19 protein-coding genes are annotated in these 22,427 nt (G+C 33.4%); 7 read left to right on the forward strand and 12 right to left on the reverse strand.

Features of this window, described 5'->3' with window-relative positions:
* Positions 1-23: 23 nt before the first annotated feature.
* The 11 genes from AC2A1C_RS11665 to AC2A1C_RS11715 form a co-directional block, all read right to left on the reverse strand.
* Positions 24-1,385 (reverse strand): DUF5458 family protein, encoded by a 1,362-nt coding sequence (locus tag AC2A1C_RS11665; RefSeq protein WP_484025892.1) that lies wholly within the window; start codon positions 1,383-1,385, stop codon positions 24-26.
* Positions 1,386-1,406: 21 nt separating this feature from the next.
* On the reverse strand, positions 1,407-1,856 hold the full coding sequence (locus tag AC2A1C_RS11670) for a hypothetical protein (protein ID WP_484025893.1): 450 nt from the start codon (positions 1,854-1,856) through the stop codon (positions 1,407-1,409).
* A gap of 94 nt (positions 1,857-1,950) precedes the next feature.
* On the reverse strand, positions 1,951-3,777 hold the full coding sequence (locus tag AC2A1C_RS11675; protein WP_484025894.1) for a type VI secretion system baseplate subunit TssF: 1,827 nt from the start codon (positions 3,775-3,777) through the stop codon (positions 1,951-1,953).
* Between the two features lie 7 nt (positions 3,778-3,784).
* Complete coding sequence (locus AC2A1C_RS11680; RefSeq protein ID WP_484025895.1) at positions 3,785-4,213, reverse strand: GPW/gp25 family protein; 429 nt, start codon at positions 4,211-4,213, stop codon at positions 3,785-3,787.
* Positions 4,214-4,225: 12 nt separating this feature from the next.
* Complete coding sequence (locus AC2A1C_RS11685) at positions 4,226-4,927, reverse strand: hypothetical protein (RefSeq protein WP_484025896.1); 702 nt, start codon at positions 4,925-4,927, stop codon at positions 4,226-4,228.
* Positions 4,905-5,498 (reverse strand): hypothetical protein, encoded by a 594-nt coding sequence (locus AC2A1C_RS11690; RefSeq protein WP_484025897.1) that lies wholly within the window; start codon positions 5,496-5,498, stop codon positions 4,905-4,907. The genes AC2A1C_RS11685 and AC2A1C_RS11690 overlap by 23 nt, the downstream gene beginning before the upstream one ends.
* Before the next feature lie 12 nt (positions 5,499-5,510).
* A complete protein-coding gene (tssO, locus tag AC2A1C_RS11695; RefSeq protein WP_484025898.1) occupies positions 5,511-6,023 on the reverse strand; it encodes a type VI secretion system TssO in 513 nt (170 codons plus the stop codon).
* A 35-nt stretch (positions 6,024-6,058) separates the two neighbouring features.
* Positions 6,059-7,219: a type VI secretion system baseplate subunit TssK gene (gene tssK / locus AC2A1C_RS11700; protein ID WP_484025899.1), complete on the reverse strand. Its 1,161-nt coding sequence runs from the start codon at positions 7,217-7,219 to the stop codon at positions 6,059-6,061.
* 12 nt (positions 7,220-7,231) lie between these two features.
* On the reverse strand, positions 7,232-8,203 hold the full coding sequence (locus AC2A1C_RS11705) for a TssN family type VI secretion system protein (RefSeq protein WP_484025900.1): 972 nt from the start codon (positions 8,201-8,203) through the stop codon (positions 7,232-7,234).
* Positions 8,200-9,135 carry a type VI secretion system baseplate subunit TssG gene (locus AC2A1C_RS11710; protein WP_484025901.1) on the reverse strand — a complete coding sequence of 312 codons (936 nt, stop codon included), beginning with the start codon at positions 9,133-9,135 and terminating at the stop codon, positions 8,200-8,202. The genes AC2A1C_RS11705 and AC2A1C_RS11710 overlap by 4 nt, the downstream gene beginning before the upstream one ends.
* Before the next feature lie 2 nt (positions 9,136-9,137).
* Positions 9,138-9,791 (reverse strand): C40 family peptidase, encoded by a 654-nt coding sequence (locus tag AC2A1C_RS11715; protein ID WP_484025902.1) that lies wholly within the window; start codon positions 9,789-9,791, stop codon positions 9,138-9,140.
* 95 nt (positions 9,792-9,886) lie between these two features.
* On the opposite strand from AC2A1C_RS11715, the gene AC2A1C_RS11720 reads away from it, so the two are divergent.
* From AC2A1C_RS11720 to AC2A1C_RS11750, 7 genes are all read left to right on the forward strand, one after another.
* Positions 9,887-10,951, forward strand: a complete 1,065-nt coding sequence (locus AC2A1C_RS11720; RefSeq protein WP_484025903.1) for a PKD domain-containing protein — start codon at positions 9,887-9,889, stop codon at positions 10,949-10,951.
* Positions 10,952-10,999: 48 nt separating this feature from the next.
* Complete coding sequence (locus tag AC2A1C_RS11725) at positions 11,000-14,284, forward strand: phage baseplate assembly protein V (RefSeq protein ID WP_484025904.1); 3,285 nt, start codon at positions 11,000-11,002, stop codon at positions 14,282-14,284.
* Position 14,285: 1 nt separating this feature from the next.
* Positions 14,286-15,200 carry a hypothetical protein gene (locus AC2A1C_RS11730; RefSeq protein ID WP_484025905.1) on the forward strand — a complete coding sequence of 305 codons (915 nt, stop codon included), beginning with the start codon at positions 14,286-14,288 and terminating at the stop codon, positions 15,198-15,200.
* A 14-nt stretch (positions 15,201-15,214) separates the two neighbouring features.
* Entirely contained in the window at positions 15,215-16,147 is a 933-nt protein-coding gene (locus tag AC2A1C_RS11735; RefSeq protein ID WP_484025906.1) for a hypothetical protein, read from the forward strand.
* A gap of 7 nt (positions 16,148-16,154) precedes the next feature.
* Positions 16,155-16,493 carry a DUF4280 domain-containing protein gene (locus tag AC2A1C_RS11740; RefSeq protein WP_484025907.1) on the forward strand — a complete coding sequence of 113 codons (339 nt, stop codon included), beginning with the start codon at positions 16,155-16,157 and terminating at the stop codon, positions 16,491-16,493.
* A gap of 331 nt (positions 16,494-16,824) precedes the next feature.
* Positions 16,825-17,517, forward strand: a complete 693-nt coding sequence (locus AC2A1C_RS11745) for a hypothetical protein (protein WP_484025908.1) — start codon at positions 16,825-16,827, stop codon at positions 17,515-17,517.
* A 4-nt stretch (positions 17,518-17,521) separates the two neighbouring features.
* Positions 17,522-19,999, forward strand: a complete 2,478-nt coding sequence (locus AC2A1C_RS11750) for an AAA family ATPase (protein ID WP_484025935.1) — start codon at positions 17,522-17,524, stop codon at positions 19,997-19,999.
* Positions 20,000-20,068: 69 nt separating this feature from the next.
* Here AC2A1C_RS11750 and bglX read toward each other — a convergent pair whose 3' ends face one another.
* The gene (gene bglX / locus AC2A1C_RS11755) at positions 20,069-22,393 is read right to left on the reverse strand and encodes a beta-glucosidase BglX (RefSeq protein ID WP_484025909.1); all 2,325 of its coding nucleotides are present in this window, start codon (positions 22,391-22,393) and stop codon (positions 20,069-20,071) included.
* Positions 22,394-22,427: the final 34 nt, after the last annotated feature.

Here is a 22,427-nt window from a genome sequence, read left to right on the forward strand (position 1 = left end):
TTAAATATATGAAATATTTTTTACTATTTCTGCTCGTATTCAGTTTCCCATTCATTTCCATCATCCCCTTTGTGTCCATCCATTTTGATAAGGAAGTTTTTAGCAGGGAAATATGGCTTCATGTGGATATCCAAATGAATTCTATCTTTTTGAATCGGATCTTGTTCAAATCTTCTGACTTCAAAATTTTCGATCAATTTACCCGGTCCGGTGATTCCGTCCAAGAAGCGAACAATTTGACCCATAATTTCTTTTCTTGTAACAGCCGTAAAATTTTCAAAAGCTCTTCTATTCAAGAAATCCATCAAAACTTTGGTTACATAATCAAACACTCTTACTACAGAATACGTTTGAAGACCTAAATTATCCCCATTAAATAATGTTTTTCCTGAAAATGCCATTACTTTTCCGTATTCATTCACCATTGGAATCAATCCAAGGTTCTCCAAATTAGCAATTTCGCTTTTCTTAAGATCAAATTTAACACCATCAACTTCATTAATACCACCAAATTTTTTACCTGCAGTAACCTGAGACATCAACGTTTTATAGATTTTTCCGGCTAAAGCTGCGGATGGCGGAACGTAAAGATCTTCTGATTCTTCAATTTCTTCAAATCTTCCTCTTCCTACCAGCCAGTTACAAGTCATTAAAACATTTGCTCTGTAAACATCTCCACCTGTTAAATAGGCTTGGTCAAACATTTCCATAACATCATCCGGCTCATCAAGGTGCTCAAAATCTGTAACCAACATTACTTTATTTTCATGAGCCAATTTTGCCCATTTTTCCACTACTTTATTAGAACCTAAATATCCAGGAATTACCAAAATTCCATAATTGTTTTTAAGATCCAATCTATCATAGTTATCTGCTAATTCTGCGTGGATTGTATCTATAAATCTTGTATTATCAAGGTCTTTTAATTGATCCAAAGTCGCATTCACTACCGTGATATTCTTTACTTTATCCGATTCTGTATTTTTATAAAATAATGCAGCCGTTCTGTAATTAACCTCTAATTCTCTTGTAGCATCAACTGCTTTATAAAGATTTTTAGTAAGCAAATCTTCTGCAGATTTTCTTTGATCTTCACAATCTGCAACCATATCTGTTAGAGCATCACTTTTACCAATAACACTAGCCCATAACTCTAATGTTTTTTTAAGCGTTTCTCTTTCTTTCTCTTTTCCTTTTTCAGTCAAGAAAATTTTTCTTCTCGCCTTTCTATCCGGATTGATATTCTGAACACCCTCTATAGAAGTTTCCAATAAATCAAAACCACCATAACGAGCTAATTTCTCTATAGATCTATCAATTGATACCTGCCCTTTCTTTTGCTCAAGAACAGGAGCTTCCACTTGTTGTGTTTCTTGCTTTGCCATATTATTATTTGTGTTTTTAAATTATTTATTTTCTTCTAATTCCTTGATTAATGATTGTAATGTATCTTGAAGTGCTTTTTTCGCATCGGGATCTTCCAAAGCAGCTTTCAAAATTTTATTGCTTTTCAACTGTTTGATAATTTTCTGATACTGATCTTTTTCAGTTTCCAACCCGGTTAAAAAACCACTTTGTGCCGTAATACCTTTTGTTCCGAAATCCCCAAGATTCTTAAATTTCAGGTTTTCCATTTTTACAGCACCATCAGCGTCCTCAAAATCCACTTTAACCTCAGGTTTAAAGTGTTCAAAAACTTTCTCAATGGTTGTTAATCCTTCAATAAGCTCAGGTCTAACAGGATCGTCTGCAGTTAATTTTTGAGCTAAAAGCGTTCTGTTTTGAGGGATCTCTAATATCGCCTCACTTGCGTCTAATGGAACTTCATTTCCACCAATACCTTTGTTTGATAACATAGTGTTTTTATTTAAAAGTTAAATTTAATCAAAATTAATTCACTAAAATAATAAAAATATTTAATAAAAATATAAAAAACATCAAATATTTAATTTATTTTTCAAAAATTCTATATGGATAAATATTAGCTGATGCCTTTTTAAGTTTTTGAAGGAAACTTTCACGCAAATATTCCCATTCAGAATTTTCTATTGTCTCTGTTGCTTCTTGATTTTTAATTAAAAAAATATCAATTGTTCTGCTAAATCCGCCTTTTAAGGAAACTTCCTTTTTTGTTCCTTTTTGTACTTCAATATCTTTTACTAAACTTTTAAAATGATTCATTCCTACCGCTTTGATATCAGCAACCGTCACAATTCTACCTCTTGTAAGCAAAGAATTTCTATATTCTAAGATTTTATCTTGCACAGAAAGACTTTTTCTTCCACCTGTAGAAGCCTTAATCATTACCGCTGTTTTATCAAGAATTGATTTTTCGGAATCTTCTACAGTGAGAATTGTTGCCGGTTTTATATCATTTCCCTCTTCAGCAAGTGTGAGCCAGTAAGAAATATTGCATGCAATTTCTGTATCCTGAGAATCGGAGGTAATAATAAGATAAGGATTATTAGCCTGAGAAAAACTTTTCTCTTTTGCTAATTGATGAAGTGCTGCAACATTCTGATTAATTTGTCTTAAAGTTTCTTTTGCAGAATCTCCGCCCAATCCTGAAAAAGCAGCTGTTTCATCTTTTATAAGTTCCAATAAATATTGCAATAATTCCGAAGCACTTCTCTGATCAAAACGCGCCACTCCTCCTTTTCGCAATACAGCAGAAATGGCATTATTTTCCGTTGCATAATTTTTCACATCAAATCTTCTCCCTCTATCATCAGAAACATAATCCAAATCCAAAAAATAATCATCGGACTGAATAGGAATAATATTGAGTCTTCCTGTTACTCTTCTGTACGATTTCACATTATAGGTATTAATCACCGGAATACAATTCAGAGCAACATTTACATTTTCAAGCACCTCTCCTACTACAGCTTCGGAAAATTTGAATTTCAGCCAGATCAGATTATCTTCTTCTGAAAGTGCATTATCAATGAAATATTTTGAAAACAATTCTTCACTTTGAGGTTTGTCTGCAAAAGAGATTTTATCTTTTAGTGTAAAATAATTGGAAAAATAATACTGATTAACCTCATTATAGATATGTTCTAAATCCGAATAATTTTTGGTAATGATATTTTCCAGATTGATGTTCTCCCGATCAATGTTATATCCTTCCTTAAGCGAAAACACTTTATCTCCAAAAAATATTTTCACTTGTCTCAGATAATAAAAGAAGAGCTCTTTTTGATAATTGTTATTGATATCAATGTAGAACATCAAATTTTCCAAATCATTTTTTTCCGGACAACGAATTCCTATCCACATTTCTCCCGAAGGAATATGATTTTGACTTCTTGAAACCACATCATTAAAGAAGAAACTTTCCACACGATTCAGTGTATTTCCGTAAGCTATATATTCTATTTTAGCAGTGGTAAGTTCCGCCTCAATTGTAGGGCAAAAGAAAATATCTTTGTTTACCGTTTCAGCCGGATTAAAAACATTATGAACTCTTTTATTCGTCTTGAACTGATTATACAAAGATATTTTTGCACGATTTTCCAACGGAAAAACCTGAAGCAAAGTTCTTGACGGAATAACTCCCGAAACTTCTTCCGGAAACATAATTTCAAGAATACGTTCAATAATACGGGAACGGGAACTTTCCAGCTCGAATCCCAATTTTTCCAGTTCGGAGGCAGTTGCAGAAAGGAGCAATCCTACAATCGGATCGAAAGACGTTTCGGCTTCCAACTCGTTGTATCCCCACATTCTGGCTGCTCTTCGCAGTATTCTATCTTTTATTCGTTCTTGGTTCATACTTTAATCAATAAGAAAGGGGTCCTACAAAAAAAGAATTTTGAAAAAGGAAAGGACGATTGGTTTCCAAAACCTGACCTTTTACAGAGATCACTACTTTTTTCTTCATTCTTTTCTTTCCTAATGTTCCTAAGTTATGATCTCTTACAGAAACTTCCACATCTTCCAAAAGAAGTCTCCTTTCATGCATGGTAATAGATTTTTTAATCGTAGTCATAATAAACTCTTTTAAGCTATTATCGCTTTTCAAGAGATCGAAATCCATTTCCCATATCTCCGTACCAAAAGTTTCATCAAACTTACATTCTCCTAAAGCTGTAGTTGCAATAAGAAATATATGCTGACCGATAGAATTGTCTATAGAAATTTTATCAGTATCTTTTTTATCGATAATTGATCCAAAATCAATGGGCGTTTTATAATAAATTCCTTTCATTCTGGCTGAGTATTATAAATAAACAATGTTTTTAATATTCCCTGAATCATCGTATTCAAAATTCTTTGGAACTTTTTTCCGACGAATAATCTGTAATTCTACTTTTGGTGTAAGTTTTAAAAATTTTTCTCTATATAAAATATCTCCTATAAAACTTTTCCCTCCATCTTTGTCTACTACTATGAAATATTGATTCCCGTTTTCATATTTGCTAAATGAATTGATATCGCCTGCATACAAAGTTGCATTTGAGTTTTCATTTTTCAATTGATAGACCAGCTCATCATGATTTAGTTTTCTATGTCTTGAAATATCAAACTTTTCTATAGTTTCCAGTTTGGGTTCAAAAGGTATATTTTCATAGAAAAAAGAGGTCTTGTCAAATCTTTTGAATCCTAAAAAAGAAAGAAAATTTTTCTTTGTTGTCGATTTTACGAAGCTAAGCGTATCTCTCGTCACTTGATAAGCCTCAGTTTCATTAGTTTTATCATCCGTAACAGTGAGTTTATAAGTAGGAATCTCAATCTCGTTTTCATTTAATTTCAAATTTATTTTCCCTACTTCCTGATCTGAGATGATAATAGAAATTGTATGCTGCCGAAGTCCCGAATCAGTTTTGGTAACAGTTCCCTCTTCTCCATTTCCGCCATAGAAAGGAGATCCGAGATTATTTGTCATTCCCAAATTGAGATTAAGTTCCGGAAGCGGGCTCATTTTTTTTCTTTTTATCTTTTTTTACTTTCACTTCATCTGATTTTTTCACTTTATAAACAGACAAACAATCTACCTGATTATCAATATTATAATTTTGAACTTCACTTATATAAAACTCATAATTTTTTTCGTATGTATATAATTTGATAGATCCAATCTCATTTTCCCTGAGTTTTAAATATTCTTTTTTCTTTAATTGTTTGGCAAAAAAACCATCACAATTCAGTGGAAAATCATTTTTATAAGTGATCACTTCTCCGGATTTAAAATAGATATCCACTACTTTATCTTTTTTAATACAGACATTTTTATCTAAAATCTGTAGATACATGAAGATCTTATTTTTTCTTTTCCCAAATTGTAAAGTAGCATACACATACTCCGAATTATTCACCCGAAGGTGTATTGGTGGTGTACTCGCAAAAAATTTATTCTTCAGCTTTTGCTTGGTCTGCACAATCCCACAATCGAAACTTCCATAATTTGCACTGTCTATATCTGCACGACCTTGTGCATTCAGCAAACAGAAACTGAAAAAAATGAATAAGAAAAGAATTTTATATTTCTGCATACTATTCACAAATTATTGAGCCTGATACAATTGTCTGCAAACTTCTAAATCCGTTCTTATCTTATCGTATTCTGCTTTCAGTGTTTTATTAATAGTACTTAAACTATCCATTGTTGTTTGGTTTCCTGAAAGTTGTTTGATTTCCTTTTTTGCATCCACCAGATCTTTGAAAGTCATAATGGTATTGTTATACATTACTTTATTTTTCAGAGTATCTTTTGGGAGTTGTTTATACATATCTGCAAGAATTGACAAAGCCAGTTTTTCATTAAAAAAATCGTTCTGACCGGGAACTCCGATAGAATCTACCGCTGCTTTCACCTTCTCCAGCTGAAAAGAAAATTTGTCCTGTATTTCCATTTCTTTCTTCATTTTAGCATTTTCTGCCTTCAACAGGCGGTTTTCTTTGAAAGGAAAATAAGCATTAAAAAAAACTGCTATTACTAATACTATAACCGTAATAATGAAAAATAAAATAAAAAATGAAAAAGCTCTTGATCTCTCTTTTTTGTTAAGGACTTCCATATTGTGATAATCTGATATTTGTGTTTAATTATAATTTAATCTGCAAGAAAAGTTCGGCTTCGTTTAGCATGGATAACAGCATCTCTGTCATCAGTATTTTCGGACACAAATATGCTTCCGTCACGTTTTTTACCTATATAATCCAATTTATTGAGTATAGAGAACAGATCTTCCAAAGTCTCCATAAATCGAACAATTTTTGTAATTGTAATATCCATTTGATTATGATTATAATCAGAATTAATAACATCCGAAAAGATAGTCTCAAAATGTCCCTGACTTACGTTACACCATTCAGCAAAATAATTCAGTAATTCTTCTTTTCCGGCTCCCGATCTTGCATCAATAAAATTCTTCAATGCACGTGCTAATCCCACTACCGACAATAGCATATTGGCAGGGGAAACATGAGGAGACAACCAACGAAACGTATTAATTTCACGACCTAAATAATTCAGCGTTTTATCAGACATGTACTCCATCATTACAGCTAGAGAATTCGTTTGTCTTTTTACATGAATTTTTTGTTCGATTTGTACAGCATAAAGCTCAATTTGCCCATAAAAACGATCTATTTCCACATACAAATCTTGAAGTTTTTTATGGCTTGAAACACTTACACACGGCGGAATATAATCTTCATCTATTCTTGATTCTCCTGCATTTACCAAAATTTTTCCGATAGTAAGATAATTGATTCCAAATCCAAAATTACTTTTCAGTTCTTTTTCAGGAATAAGATTTAGGGAATATTCCGGTTGAGTATAAGGATATCTTGGTGGATTTTCCTCAGGATCGGGTTCACCAAAAGGAGTTCTCTTAAAATGATTAACAGAAAGGCAAGCAAAAAGAACAATACTTTCATTATCTTTTATTTCGTAAACCGCTTCCGGATAAGGAATTGACAGATTAATTCCCTCAGAAGTACCTGTACCAATATCTATTCTTGAACCACTTGGAGTAATAGCATGACATTCTTCTACTTTAATTCTCAATAATTTATGATTATCGATGATGAGATTCATCTTGATGGAATCACTTACCGGAAGAAGCCCAAAATTAATAAGTGAAGTATGAATCCCGACAGAATCTCTTATGGAATCGCTCACGAAATTCTGAACGTCAATAAAATGATTTTTATTGATTTTCATCCCGTCTATCCAATTTACGGGAAAGTGGTTTAACTTTTCTATCATTAGTTTTGTTTTTTATTCGCTGATTACTCTTTTGTTATCTCTTTCCTGACTGTATTCAAAATCAGGCTCTTCATTTTTCACCGTTTTTTCAGAAGGTGTCATTTCGTTTGTTCTCATACAGAAAATAACACTGTTTTCCTCAATACCATTCATATACAATGTAAGATCCGGATCTATATATTTTGTAGATTCATACCACTTCGGTTGAAGAAAAAACACCCAACTATACAAACCATCCGCACCTTCAATTTCTATCTGATCTTCTGTATGCCTGTCGTTATAATCCAACACAAAATTGTAAAACAATCTTCCAAAATCTATTCTTGTAGGACCTTTTGCCCGATAGACGCTATATCTTTTAGCATATTTATCTTTATCCATTAAAAAGGTAAACACTACCAAATCTCTCATTTCTTCTTCGCTCACTCCTGCCAATTCTTTATAATTTTCTGGAAATTGCCATGTTTTATAAATTTTTGGAGGAATAGCCATAGCTTTATTAAAGGTATCATTTAGGAAAGTCGGAATAAAAAACATGATGTAATGACCCAACATTAAAAAAGTGAAATCAATACCATTCAAAAATGTATAAATAAGGAAGAACGGAATAACCGAATAAATAATAGTGATAAGCGCAAAAAGATATTCTATTCCTGATTTTTTGACTTCAAATTTGTTAAAATAATATCGATACATATAGCAATGAACAATACCTAACAGTAATGAACATACTTGATAAAAAATAAATTCGTAAAGATTATTATCTAAAAATAATTTGTTAAATCCTAAAAACGCAATGACAGAATAGGCAAATGCAATGGAAAAAAGATAAATGTAAAATTTGGCTTTATATTTTTGTTTGAACTCCGGAATTTTTTGCGAAAAGATCATCGTAAGGATGATCGCTATTACCAAACAAACCAGTACAGCTGCTAAAATACTTGGTTCTATTAAATTAGTGAAATATTTTTTCAGTTTCATCATATACGCGTATTATATCCTAAAATTGAACTTTCTTTAGAGGTGAATTCAAAGTTTTGTTTATCTTGTGGTAGAAGAATAGTCGTTTCTATCTCCACTTCTATTGGAAAAAAATATTCATAATACAATTCCAAAAATTTTTTCTTTTTGCCATCATGGATATAATCTACAAAGTTTGAATTTTCAAGAGGGCCTATTTGTATATTGAAATGACTTGAATAATCATCATAACTATTGCCGGTGATGAAATCCAAGCCAAGTCTGCTTTCTCCCAATGAAATACTCTGCTCTTTATCCGAATATTTTTGATAGCTTTTATTATTGACATGAACTTCCTCTTCCAGTAAAACAGCTAAGATTTTACATGCCAATTCTATATTTCCCACTATTTTATATGCAAATGGAAGAATTCTTATAAATTTTGAAATCAACAGTTCCGGAAAATCTTTACTTATACCCCAAAAATCATAGAACATATCTGGAACAAGTGAGCCATTCAGATCTGATAAAAATTTCCGTTCAAATCCTTCAATATTTACTCCGTAATTAAAAATTTCGTTTTCAAAAGGTTGAAAAAAACTCCTTGCTGCTTTTTGTTGCTTTCTTTGATTCTGATACTCCCTAATCATAACATCTACATCCTTTCCAGGAGCATCATTCTTTACGCTATGCACCATATTTTCTGGAAGCATATCATAAACACTATCTCTGGAAAGTGTAAGTTTGAGTATCTGCAAAGTATCATAATCATAATCTATAACCTCTGAATCCAGAACATCATAACGATATGCTCTTGAAAACTGGCCTTCTTTATGAATTACATATTGTCCTTCTTGAATATCCTTATTTTTGAGCAAATCATTGATAATGACCTCTGCTCTGATGTCATGTTTTAAAGAAGTTATATGCTGAACCAGATTATTAAACTTTTCCATACTTATTTTTTCGGTTTCAACCTTCCTGCAGCTACGTATCTTAGCTGAAAATATTCGTCATTAAAATCATAAATATTTAATCCATTTACAGTACAGGCAAGAATCCTGTCATTTTGTAAATAAATCCCCACATCGGAAATAGGATGAAACTTATCATACCTAAAAAACAAAATATCACCTTCTTTTAAAAATGTTCTTCCCGTAAAAAGCTGTAATGCTTTTGAACGAAAAATACCATCCGGAGTTTTCAAAAATGTTTCTTTATAAACATCGCTATAAAGCGCCTGAATAAAGTATGAACAATCTACACCTACCTTTTCTTCCAGTCCTTGCTTTTTGTAAGGAGTACCTATCCATCTATCGATGTAAGAGTAAAGATCATAATTCGTAACTTCTTTCGGCATAACCTCCATTATTATAGAATATTTTTCTTTAATTTTTAAAATATCATCACTTAAACCTTCCGGATTATCATCCACACTGGTATATTGTGAATCCGTTTTTTCTTTCTGTTCATTTGCAACTTCAACAAACTGTTCAGAAGAATAGTTATAAGGAATTTCCTGTACGTATTTTTTACTACCACAGGAAACAAAACTAAAAACCAAAAAAGAAGTAAATACAGTTTTATAGACAGAATATACACGATATTTCATCAAAGCATTTTTACAAAAGTAATTAAAAAAATTAAATGTCAAATACTGTTTTTTAAAAAAATCTTATTTATATTTGTCTCATTTCAAAAAATACAATGAAGAAAAGCAAGGTTAATTTTTTTTCTAATATAGACCCTAAAGTATATATAAGTTTAGGCATTCTGTTACTAATCAGTTTACTATTTCTTTCCTACCAATACCTTCAACATGTAGACTGCGCAAATGCAAAATATGTCATTCATGCAGATGAATTTACTGTAAATAAGGTGGTAGAATTTTATGATGACACAGACGGTGCAAAATCTTGGGAATGGGATTTTGGAGATAGTTCTGCTGTAGATAAAAGGCAGAGAACTCTACACGCATACAAAAAACCGGGAGATTATATTGTTCGGTTAAAAATAAATGGGAACTGTACTCAGGAAAAAATGATTACAATTTCCAGTATCAGCCAGCAAACAGGATATTTACCCGCCATCATCAGTCCAAGTGTAGTAACGGTTGGAGAATCTGTTTACTTTGATGCAGAAAAGGAAGGTGGAGAATCTTGGGAATGGAGCTTCGGTGAAACTGCTTCCACAGATGCGTTAGGAAAAAGTCCTACTTACAAATTTAAATCTGTTGGAGAGAAAAAAATTACATTAATTGTAAATGGTGACGTAGAACATACCGCAGTTAAAACCATTTATGTAGCTCCGAAAACCATTCGTGCAAAGCAAAAAATTGATATCAAATCGTACGAATTCGAAAGACCACATATTGCATTTTCATTACCTGTGGGAGACCCTCAAAAAGATCCTTTAGTAGATATGCTGCAATATATTCCTGTTTCTCCAAAATCCAATGTAAAAAATGATTCTACAGTTGTGGAAAAGAAAGCTCCTGAAATCTCTAATGAACAATTTCAATTATTGCTGAATCAGGTAGCAGCACAGGTAAAAACCAAGGATGATTTTAAAGATTATCTATGTGGAAAATACGATATACCAGTAGTTGTAAATAACGAAAAACTAATACCTTTTGACCAATTTTGCCAACTAATTGCAGGCAAAAAAATAAAAATTTCTGCTTTGAGAATGAATAAAGATAAAAGAAATTGCATCCAAAACCTAAACATCCAATACAAAGTAAAAAAATGGATGGTTTGGATGAAGGAGTAAAAAAACAGGATATTACATCCAAAAAACTTACACAAAAACACAAATAATATGGAAAATAATTTTATTGAGGAGGCTCATAGCACTCATCTTGGAGGTCGTCTCAACCATCCAGATGACATCAAAAAATATTTTTCTTCCAAAACTTTTAAAGATTTTTTAGGTGATAAAGACAGTCCATTGGTCTATTGTACCCTAACCATAGAAGGAAAACCTTTTCTGGAAAAATCCAGTTTTTCCGTACAATTTAACCAGCAAACTAATGACCATGATTCATTTTCCATAAAAGTGCCGGATGATGCACTGGATACTTTTCAAGGCTATGTGATGGAAAACTCTAAAAATCTACTAGGGAAAACCGTTAGCATCCGATTTCACCGATATGGAGAAATCCGACAGACCTTTACCGGAATAATCTCCGAAATTCTTAATAAAAAAGAAAACGGATATGGGCATCTTTATATCAAAGGATTGGGTACCGGTATTTTATTGGATGGAAACCCAAAAGCCAGAAGTTTTGAAGATAAAACCCTTCCGCAAATCATACAGGAAGTGGTTTCCAGCTATCCGGAAGAAGCCAAAGTATCGGCAGAGACTCTCAACACCGATTATACCATTCCGTACACTGTACAATACAAAGAATCCGATTATCAATTTATCAAACGATTAGCCATCCGATATGGAGAATATTTTTATTACAATGGGCAACAATTGATATTCGGAAATAAGGTTCAGCCAATTGTAATTCTGGAGGAAAATATTGATCTGATTCATGTAGATTTCAAACTCCACATACAACCTCAACATTTTTCTTATCAAGCGTATGATGTAGAAAGTGGAAACGGAACGGAAAAGAGCAGTTCTTCTGCACAAGTTCAGTATAAGGAAAATCCTTTTCATTCAATAGCTGTAAATGCTTCCAATAAAACGTTTCGGGAAAAAGACGAAAGTTATTTCGCACATACTTCACTCAACAAAACCGATAAAGAACTTTCGGAAACGGTGAAACGACAAAGAGAAAAGCAGGAACATCTGGTTTGGGTAAAGGGAAGTAGCAAAGATCCCGAACTCAGAATCGGAAGCAGGGCAAAACTGATCGATATCAATGGAAAGGCGATGGAAACCTACCGAATTTTGGAGATAAAGCATTATCATGATGGGAATACCTATTACAATGAGTTTACCGGAATTCCTGATATTTTTATTTCTCCTTATTTTGACAGTGAAGCTTTTCCGAAAGCAGAATCTCAAGCTGCAACGGTAACCGATAATAATGATCCTGATGGTTTGGGAAGAGTGCGTGTGCAGTTTGAGTGGCAAAAAAGAAAAAACCAGCAAACACCATGGATCAGTTTTCTCAGTCTTCACGGAGGTGGCGGAAAAGGTTCTTATTTTGTTCCCGAAATCGGGGAACGTGTAAAAGTGGCTTTTGATGGTGATAATGCGGAACGTCCTTTTGTATTGGGAACGGAATACAATGGCAAGGAAATAAGCGGATATGCAACCGGAGGAAATGATATAAAAGCCATAAGAACGAGGAGCGGAATAGAAAATATAAGCAATGATGCAGAAGGAAGCTGGAAGCAAAGCACACCTGATGGCAATTTTCTGCATTTTGACGGACAGGGAAATGCAACGCTGAATGTGCCGAAAAAATTAATTATAAATGCGACAGATGTAGAAATTAACGCCTTTAATAATGTAGAAGCTAATGTTTCCAATAACATGATTTTAAATATCATGTCTCAGTTTTTTGTTTTTACTCCTTTTATGAAGCAAGTTATTAGTGGATTTATGAATCTCTTTAGCGGTAAAGCTCTTATTAACTCAAAAGAAACCATCAATATAGAAGCTCAAGAAGTTACTGCACACGGAACAGAAAAAATGCTAGTACATTCGGATAAACTAACAACCATTAATAGTAAAGAGGTATCTGAAATGCACGGTGCTACTAAAAATAGTTTTACTAATAAACCAATTCCGCAAAAGAAAAAGGCTATTGATAAGATAACCAACGTAATAGTAGAATTTAGAACTAAACAAGATGGAACGTATACAGGACAATTTGGTTTTGATTGGTTAAGAATAGATGATAATGGCGCTACAACAGAACTAAAATATGAAGATTGTTTAGTTGGAGGCTATGAAGCCCCAAATGGCAAACCACCTCATAGAGACAGTAATACAGAATTTGAATCAGGTGAAGCTTTTCCCGCTTTAGAAAAAATGTATAAGCAAATACCTATAAAAAGAGCGAGTACTCCTACTTTAACCAAGTATTATATTCCATATTTAAATCTTTATCCTGAAGCTGTATATAATGCCTGTCCAACACTCCCAAAACCACCATGTGAAGCTGAATTAAGAGTATTGGTAGACGTAGAAATAGAAGAACCAGACCAGATCCGCATTGTTTTTGACAAAAAATATTTTACTATTAATGGTTTAGATGGTTCAGATGCCAATCCTGTACTAATAGCCAATAAATCTATTGGGGCAAAAAGAGATGTGGGAACTAATATTACGATAAAATGTATAGCAGAGTTTTCTTCCCAGCAGGAAATTATAGTATATGCTTATCCAAAAGATTCTTTATTAAAATCCAAAGCAGAACAGCTTACCTTACGAAAAGTGGCAGGGAAAATACTTGTAGGTGCAAACCTAAATAAACCCAAAGTAGGAAAAGCAAAAGCGATTACTAACAGAAAAACACAGAAATTTGTGTTGGTACAAGTAAGAACCAACGTAAGTGGAATAGTTGGAAATGATGTTTCTGGTAATATTAGTTCTGTAGAAAAAGATAATTTGCAGAATGCCTTGCATCAGGCGTTAATACACGGAGAATTAATTGATTATATAAATGCATTGGGGGTAATGGAATTAGATGTAACTCTTGATGCTAATTTTAAAACAGGAGGTAAATACATTGCCGCTAATGGATTAATTATAAGAACTGAGCCCACTCTAAATAGTTATTTGAGGCAATTAGTGAATACTGCTACATCTAATAGATATGTTGGCTCGTTTTATGTTTTTGCTTTTGGCATAGAAGACTCTACTCGAAATGTAGGAGGAAGAGTAGAAGATATTGGTAAGAAGAGTGTTGTCTTATATGATGGTAGAGATAATTATACTTTAAATCATGAGACCCTTCATGGTCTAGGGTTATATCATACTCATGCAGATGGTACAGTTGATGATTCTGATCAAAAATTTGTATTTGTACATGCAAGTACAGATCCTTCTAAAGCAACAGACAATGTGATGAGTTATCAACCAGACGGTAAAACTACCTGGCATTGGCAATGGGATATTATACGGAAAAAAGTAAATTAAAATGAAGAATACATTATTAATAGCAATTTTATTTAATATAATCAATTGCAAAGGACAACAAACAGATACAATTAAAAATAATAACCATTTAAATAAAGACAGTATGGAATATTTTAATGAAGAAAAGTATAAATCTCTTCCAATAAATCCAAATACAGGATTAAAAATATTAGATAATGGAGATGAAGTGCAAAATTTTAAAGGCTCAAATAATATTGATTATATCATCAATATAAAAAAGAAAAATTCTCCAATTACAATAGTTAAAATGTTTCATGAAAAAACAAAATCTATTAAAATTAAAGGACAGAGATTTTTTAGTATAGTATATGGTATATGGAAAGAATACGATGAAAATGGAAAGTTAATAAAAGAAACAAATTATGATAAAGATTATAAATTTTCAATAGAGGCTTTAACTAAAAAAATGAAGGAAGAGTATAATATTGACATTTTAGACATCAAAAAAACGCATTCTGTAAGTAGATTTCAGGGAGTTTACACAATTATGTATGATAAGAGATGGAGGGTGATTTTTACCGAATATAAAATAGATGGACAAACAGGCGAAACCATATCGATAAAAATAGTAAATGCCGACACAGAAAAGGAAGAAATTTTATATGAAAAAGAAGAAAAGAAAACTTCCTTCATCTACCGCACCCACGAAGGCAAAAACTACACAAAGGCAGAATGGGAAGCCTATGAAGAAAAACAATATGAAGACTACTGCAAAAGAACAGGTAAGCCTTATACTCCGAAGAATCAAGATACAAGAGCCGAGAATCAAGAGCCAAGAATTGAGAATCAAGATGAGAGCCAAAACAAAAAAAGTCCTTTCCTAGCCGATGAAAACGAAAAAGGAGATAGTAACACCCCAAAGAAAAACGGATTTTTAGGCGGTTTGCTAGGATAAATAGAATTTACTTAATGAAAAATATATTTATTATAATTTTTTTTGTAGGATTGGTGGGTTGTGTTGCCCAAAAACCAAAAGGCTATGCCTATAATACCAACCCTATAAAAGACAGCATTATGTTTGAAACATTCGACTACAATAAATTTGAAAAAGAAAATGAGAAATATAAAGATTCAAATCGTTCATCAGATGTATATGTATTTGGTAAAGGTAGAGAAGTTATGGCATCTTGGTTAGATATCTACGAAATTCCACCATTTCCTTATTTCTATTTAAGCTATAAAGAGTTTTATGAACATCCTAATAAACCCAGTACAATAAAAGAAAAAGGAAAGTATTTTGGAGATATAAGCTTAGGCTCTAATGGAGGTGTCAAAATAGGATATTGGTATTATTTTGATGAGAATGGAAAATTGATACAACAAGTAGACGAGGATAAAAAGTTTGGTAAATTTAGTTACAATGAGGTTCTAAAATTTTTAGATGAGAATAAATACATAAATCTTAAAACAGGTGAAGGAAGAGATAAAGTAAGAATTGATTTTTATTATTCTGACAAATCTTCTAAAAAACTTTGGTATATAAAGATTAAAATTGGTGAGCAATATCCAATAGCAAACCCACCAGGTAAAGATGGGTCATTTGGGGAACAGAAATACAAATCATATTGTATAGATGGAAATACTGGCGAAGTTTTTAAAATTATAGATAAAAGGTTATTAGATTATAAAGATATTATTCCCGTTTTTGAGCAACAATTTCCTTGGCTAAAAGAATCTACTGCTATTTACAAAACCTACCAAGGCAAAGACTATACAGAATCTGAATGGAAAGCCTTCGAACAAAAACAGTGGGAAGAATACCAAAAGAAAAAAGGTGTAGATGTTTCAAAAAAAGATGAACCCCAAAAAGGGAAATCCAATTTTCTTGCTGATGAAGAATAATTAAATTATGCCACAAAAACTCACCGAAAAAGCCATACTTCTTTGTGATAAAGGAGCAAAGCCAAGCCAGCTGAAAGTAACCAGCCAAACCTTCAGTAAAGCAGAAGATAAATTGATTGCTACTGAGCAAGACAAACAACCCGAAACCAATATCCCGAATTTCGGGATTTGTGCTATTACCAAAAGTACGTGTAGCCCCGCAGTTATAAAATGGGATAAAACCACAGAAAAAGATACCATCAATGATTATAAAATTTTGACAGAGGATTCTACATGTCAATGTACGGTTGGTGGTAAAATTTCCGTACAGCATAAAGGACACGGAGAAAAACATGAGATAGAATAGTAAGAATTTGTAAAATGAAGGATGAAGAATGAAGTAAGGAGGATGGAGGATGAAGTTAGGAGGATGAAGGATGAAGTAAGGAGGATGAAGGATGAAGGATGAAGTAAGGAGTGAGAAGAGTGAAATTGTTTGTCAGAAGGATGAAGTAAGGAGAATGAAGGATGAAGTAAGGGGTGAGAAGAGTGAAATTGTTTGTCAGAAAGGTAAAGTTGGAAGCCAGAAAAGTAAAGTAATTAATCATAGAAGCTAAATAAGCCATCAGAAGTATGAAATAGGGAGAATGAAGGATGGAGTGAATAGTAAGAAAAATTAAATTAAAAAAAATATAAATATGGCAAATAACAATTTAAATTATGAAGATTATCCTGCAATAGGAGATGCATTAATTGCAAGTATAAACAGAGACCAAAACGATTTTATTCTTCATTATAAAACCATGAATGCCGGTTTTATAACTGAATTTCAAAATTCCATAGATGCAGTGCGAGAAGCAGCTTCCGTTCTGGCAAAAACCCAAGAACTGAAAAGCGTAACCAAACAGCTGTACAATCTTGCTGATGAAGTGAATAAAAAATTATTGTTCTTAATAGATTATTCGGAAGATGCAGGTTTAGATAGTGGAATGATCTCAAGCATCCGAAGTAAATTTTCTAAGAGAAATATTGAAGGTGCTATAAAAGATCTGCGAGAGGCTCTACCCTATTTTCAAACTCATGAGACAGAACTGGAATCGGGAGATATGCCGGATGGATTTTTAGATTATTTTCCATCAGTCTTGCCACAAATGGAAGCCTGGAATGCTGAGCAAATCAGTATTCTGAGCACCCGAAAATCCATAGTAGAAGCTAACAAAGTTTTATTTGAAAATGCTTATAGCTATATTTCGAAAGTGAGTAACCGAGGAAAAAAGGTATTTAAAAAGACAGTGAAAAAAGATGATTACACGATTTCCAAACTGCTAACAAGAGTAAGAGCCGAAGCCAAAACCAAAGCTGAAGAAAATTCTGAAAAAACAAATTTATAAAATGATGAATCAAGAAGAAGTAACATACAGCCAAGAAGTTACCAAAGCTCTTAATATTGCCCAAAAAATCGGAAGGGAAAACCTCAATGCTTACTACACAGGCGCTCATATTTTGAAAGCAATGCTCAACAGAGATCTGTCTCTTTTAAAGCATCTTGAAAATTTAGGAATCGATGTATTTTATCTGGAAGAATGGGCAGAAGTACGAATTGAAGAACTGCCTAAATCGCCCAATAGATATTCTTGCGAACCGGACGAAATTATAGATGAAATTTTTGCCGAAGCCGATCAGGTGAGAGAACTTTTGGGAGAAGATGAAGTGTCTCTCTTTGCAGTAATGGTAGCGATAAGCTCTCCCGGAGTCGCTTTTTCATTCGATCAGATGAAAACATTTCCGGTAACGAGAAATGAATTGTTAAAAGATGTATCCACTTTTGGAGGAGATAATGAAATGATAAGTACAGCAGAACCAACAAAAAAATCAACAAAAGGATTTATACAAAAATATTGTATCAACAAGAAAGAGCAAGTAAAGAAAAAAAATAGAAAAGAACTTTTAGTAGGAAGAGATACAGAAATCAACAAAATTACTGAAATTCTATGCCGCTATAGTAAACAAAATGTTTTGATTATCGGAGATCATGGGGTTGGAAAAACTGCCTTGATCGAGGGTTTTGTTCAGAAAGTATTACTAAGACAAATTCCGGATATGCTTTCCGGATTGGAAATTCTGGAACTGGATATGGGAGCTTTAATTGCAGGTGCTTCTTACAAAGGAGAAATTGAAGACCGTATCAAAAATATTGCGCAGGAATTAAAATCCATCCCGAAATCTGTGCTTATTATAGAAGAATTTCATTCCCTTTTTGGTAGTCATGGTTCGGATGCGGGAATCATCAATCTTTTGAAGAGTGAACTTTCCAATGGACTTACTCTTATCACTACTTCCACGATAGAAGAATACACCAAAAAAATTGAAAAAGAGCAAGGTCTCGCCGGAATGTTCGAACTTCTAAAATTGGAAGAAACAACAGACGAAATTCATTTCCGAATGCTGAAACAAACATTGGAAGATTATCAAATCCATCATAGAATCAGTATTGACGATCAAACCATGAAAGAAGCCATTCGTCTTTCTCAGCGATATATGAAGGAAAAAAGCCTTCCTGCTTCTGCAATTGATTTGATCGACCATACCATGTCAGTGTTGAAAACAGCAGGAGAATCTTTCCTAAAAGAAAGAAATCATTTGCTTACTAGAATTATTCATTTAGAAGACAATACCAACAACTATGTAGAAGAAGAAAGAAGAATGCACGCAGAATGGTTGCTGAAAGATTTAGTGGAAAAAACAAAATACCTTATCAGTACCGCCGATATAAATGAAGAAGACAATGAACTTCCTGAATTTGAAACAACTGATGAACTTCTGACATTTGCCAGAAATTTAATTGAAAAAACAGAAAAAATAGCTCAGGAAAAAAGAACAAATATTACCGATTTTGATCTTGCTTTGATTATTTCCCAAAAAACAAACATTCCGATCGGTAAGTTGAAAGAAGAGGAAAAACAGAAACTGAATGATATGGAAAGCGTTTTAGCTCGCCGTGTTGTTGGACAGGATCATGCTATAACTATTGTTTCTGAAGCCGTTTTGGAAACACGTTCCGGATTGAGCAAAGCAGGACAGCCCATTGGTTCTTTCTTCTTTTTGGGACCAACCGGAACGGGAAAAACCGAACTTGCAAAATCGTTAGCAGAATTTCTGTTTCAGGATGAAAATGCTATTATCCGGTTTGATATGTCGGAATTTAAAGAAGAACATTCCGCAGCATTGCTTTACGGAGCGCCTCCCGGATATGTTGGTTATGAAGAAGGCGGTTTGCTGGTGAACAAAATCAGACAAAAACCTTATTCCATTGTACTTTTTGACGAAATTGAAAAAGCTCATGCTTCCGTTTTTGATGTTTTCCTACAAATCATGGACGAAGGAAAATTACATGACAGACTTGGAAAAGAAGGAGATTTTTCTAATGCTATCATCCTTTTCACTTCTAATATTGGTTCGGAATTTATTGTAGATTCTTTTGATAAAGGTGAAATTCCTACTTCTTCCAAATTATTGGAAATTATGAGTCGCTTCTTCCGCCCGGAGTTTTTAGGAAGATTGACAGAAACCATTCCTTTTGCACCAATCAGTAAAAATAATGCCCTGAAAATATTCGAAATTCACCTGAAAAAAGAATTGCTTGATTTGGCTAAAAACTTAAATATCAATTTAGAAATAAGCCAAGAAGCAAAAGAATTTTTGTCTATGGAAGGTTACGATATAAAATACGGAGCCCGACCTTTGAAAGGTGTAATCAGAGGAAGATTGAGAAGACCTTTAGCTAAAAAAATTGTATCCGGCGAATTTAAAGACGGTGACAACATTATGGTTTCAATAAAGGATGAAGAACTAATTTGGAGCAAAGTAGAATAAAACAATTCCCAAAAAAAATAAAGAGCCATCCCTTAAAAGATGGCTCTTGTTTGTTTATTTTATAAAATTCTATTTACTCCAATTGATTTTTGAATGTTTCACATCATGGGAATTTGTTCCTATCATAATATCAAATTCTCCCGGCTCCCAACTGTATTTTAATTGAGAATTGTAAAATTTAAGATCTTCTGGAGATATACTGAATGTTACTTTTTTACTTTCACCTTTTTTCAAGAATACTTTCTGGAAGCCTTTCAATTCTTTTACAGGTCTTACAACGCTTCCCACCATATCTCTTATGTACAACTGCACTACTTCAGCACCATCATAATTTCCAGAATTTGTTACAGTAACACTTGCTTGGATAGTTTGGTTACCTTTAGGATTAGAATTATTTACAGAAATATCTGAATATGTGAAATTAGTGTAACTTAATCCATATCCGAAAGGATATAATGGCGAGTTGCACTCATCCAAATAATTTGAACGAAATTTTTCAAACTGGCATTTATCCGTTTTTTCTTGGCTCAATGGGCGACCTGTGTTAAAGCTATTATAATAAATTGGTATTTGTCCTACACTTCTTGGGAATGTCATTGGCAATTTTCCTGATGGATTTACTTTTCCATACAACACATCAGAAATAGCATAACCAGCCATACTTCCCGGAAACCAAACATTAAGAATAGCATCTGCTTTATCCTGAACATCGGTAAGAACCAAAGGACGACCTGTGAAAAGTACCATTACTATTGGTTTTCCTATTTTCTTCAATTCGTTTAACAGATCCTTTTGAGCATCAGGAATACCGATGTCTGTTCTGGAGCTTGATTCTCCAGACATTTCCGCCGTTTCTCCTATTGCTAAAACGATAACATCTGCCTGATTGGCTACATCTACAGCTTCTTTTAAGATTTGTTCTTTTGGTCTGTTGTCTCTGTTCGTATTTTTATCAAACATTGCAGATCTTTCTTCCATAGAAGCATCATAAAATACATTGCTTCCTTTAGCATAAACAAATTTTACATCTTTCCCCAATGTTTCTTTCAATCCCTGAAATAATGATATGGAGTTTGCATGCTTCGCTCCCACACTCCAAGTTCCGGGCATATTTTCCTTATTATCTGCCAAAGGTCCTATTACAGCAACCGTTCCTGAATTTTTAAGAGGAAGAATTTGGTTACTATTCTTCATCAAAACCATAGAATTTGCTGCTATTTGTCTTGCTGCATCTTTATGTTCCTGATTAAAGACCTCTGTTTTTGCTCTATTAGCATCGTTATAACGGTAAGGATCATCAAACAGACCAAGATCATATTTTGCCTCTAAAATTCTTCTTGCTGCCTGATCAATCTGAGCCTGAGTTACCTTTTTTTCTGCCAACGATTTTTTAAGGGTGGTTAAAAAACCTTCACCTACCATATCCATATCAATTCCGGCATCTAAAGCAAGTGCAGATACTTGCTGCAGGTCTCCCATTCCGTGAGCCTCCATTTCGTTGATTCCTGTATAATCTGTTACTACAAAACCATTGAATCCCCACATTTTTCTTAAAACATCTGTCTGAAGCCACTTGTTTCCTGTAGCCGGAATATCGTCTACAATATTGAAAGAAGCCATTGCGGAACCTACTCCTGCATCTACTGCTGCTTTGTATGGAGGAAGATAAAAATTAAACATTTTTTGGCGACTCATATCCACAGAAGCATAATCTCTTCCAGCTTCTGCTCCCCCGTAAAGAGCATAGTGTTTCATACAGGCAATTCCTGTGTCATTTTTGGATAAATCCGTTCCTTGATAACCATACACCATTGCTTTTGCAACCTGTCCTCCCAAATAAGGATCTTCACCGGAACCTTCTGCTACTCTACCCCATCTTGGATCTCTTGCAATATCAAGCATTGGAGAATAAAACCAGTTGATACCCTCTGAAGTAGCTTCAATCGCTGCAATCCTTGCCGATTTCTGAATTAAATCCATATCCCATGAAGAAGCCAAACCTAAAGGAATAGGAAAAGTAGTTTCATATCCATGGATAACATCCATCCCAAAAATTAACGGGATATGTAATCGTGTTTTCTCAACTGCAACCTTTTGTACATCATAGATCTTGCCTCCTTTTATATTGAAAAGCCCCCCTACTTCACCTTGCTCTATTTTTTTTCCTATATCAGAATTTTGTGCCTGTCCAGTAGTGAAATCTCCTGCTCCCGGAAGATTGAGCTGTCCTATTTTTTCACCTAAGGTCATTTTAGCTAAAAGAGCATCTACAAATGCTTTCTTCTTAGCTTTGTATTGCGCTGTCTGGTAGCTTTGAACAGGTTTTGTAGCTAATTCCTGTGCTACAAAACATTGTGAAAGTGCCATTCCCGCTATTACTATTAGTTTCTTCATATACAATTGTCTTTTTTTGAATTTCTACAAATTT

Source organism: Chryseobacterium sp. HNCC26DJ241, assembly GCF_057180505.1.

Bases quoted from the DNA above. Each gene is read 5' to 3' on its own strand.
- AC2A1C_RS11740 (WP_484025907.1), top strand. From the start codon at position 16,155: ATGCCACAAAAACTCACCGAAAAAGCCATACTTCTTTGTGATAAAGGA.
- tssO (WP_484025898.1), bottom strand. From the start codon at position 6,023: ATGGAAGTCCTTAACAAAAAAGAGAGATCAAGAGCTTTTTCATTTTTT.
- AC2A1C_RS11735 (WP_484025906.1), top strand. From the start codon at position 15,215: ATGAAAAATATATTTATTATAATTTTTTTTGTAGGATTGGTGGGTTGT.
- AC2A1C_RS11710 (WP_484025901.1), bottom strand. From the start codon at position 9,135: ATGGAAAAGTTTAATAATCTGGTTCAGCATATAACTTCTTTAAAACAT.
- AC2A1C_RS11675 (WP_484025894.1), bottom strand. From the start codon at position 3,777: ATGAACCAAGAACGAATAAAAGATAGAATACTGCGAAGAGCAGCCAGA.
- AC2A1C_RS11750 (WP_484025935.1), top strand. From the start codon at position 17,522: ATGAATCAAGAAGAAGTAACATACAGCCAAGAAGTTACCAAAGCTCTT.
- AC2A1C_RS11745 (WP_484025908.1), top strand. From the start codon at position 16,825: ATGGCAAATAACAATTTAAATTATGAAGATTATCCTGCAATAGGAGAT.
- AC2A1C_RS11680 (WP_484025895.1), bottom strand. From the start codon at position 4,213: ATGAAAGGAATTTATTATAAAACGCCCATTGATTTTGGATCAATTATC.
- AC2A1C_RS11685 (WP_484025896.1), bottom strand. From the start codon at position 4,927: ATGAGCCCGCTTCCGGAACTTAATCTCAATTTGGGAATGACAAATAAT.
- AC2A1C_RS11720 (WP_484025903.1), top strand. From the start codon at position 9,887: ATGAAGAAAAGCAAGGTTAATTTTTTTTCTAATATAGACCCTAAAGTA.
- AC2A1C_RS11705 (WP_484025900.1), bottom strand. From the start codon at position 8,203: ATGATGAAACTGAAAAAATATTTCACTAATTTAATAGAACCAAGTATT.
- AC2A1C_RS11665 (WP_484025892.1), bottom strand. From the start codon at position 1,385: ATGGCAAAGCAAGAAACACAACAAGTGGAAGCTCCTGTTCTTGAGCAA.
- AC2A1C_RS11725 (WP_484025904.1), top strand. From the start codon at position 11,000: ATGGAAAATAATTTTATTGAGGAGGCTCATAGCACTCATCTTGGAGGT.
- tssK (WP_484025899.1), bottom strand. From the start codon at position 7,219: ATGATAGAAAAGTTAAACCACTTTCCCGTAAATTGGATAGACGGGATG.
- AC2A1C_RS11730 (WP_484025905.1), top strand. From the start codon at position 14,286: ATGAAGAATACATTATTAATAGCAATTTTATTTAATATAATCAATTGC.
- bglX (WP_484025909.1), bottom strand. From the start codon at position 22,393: ATGAAGAAACTAATAGTAATAGCGGGAATGGCACTTTCACAATGTTTT.
- AC2A1C_RS11715 (WP_484025902.1), bottom strand. From the start codon at position 9,791: ATGAAATATCGTGTATATTCTGTCTATAAAACTGTATTTACTTCTTTT.
- AC2A1C_RS11670 (WP_484025893.1), bottom strand. From the start codon at position 1,856: ATGTTATCAAACAAAGGTATTGGTGGAAATGAAGTTCCATTAGACGCA.
- AC2A1C_RS11690 (WP_484025897.1), bottom strand. From the start codon at position 5,498: ATGCAGAAATATAAAATTCTTTTCTTATTCATTTTTTTCAGTTTCTGT.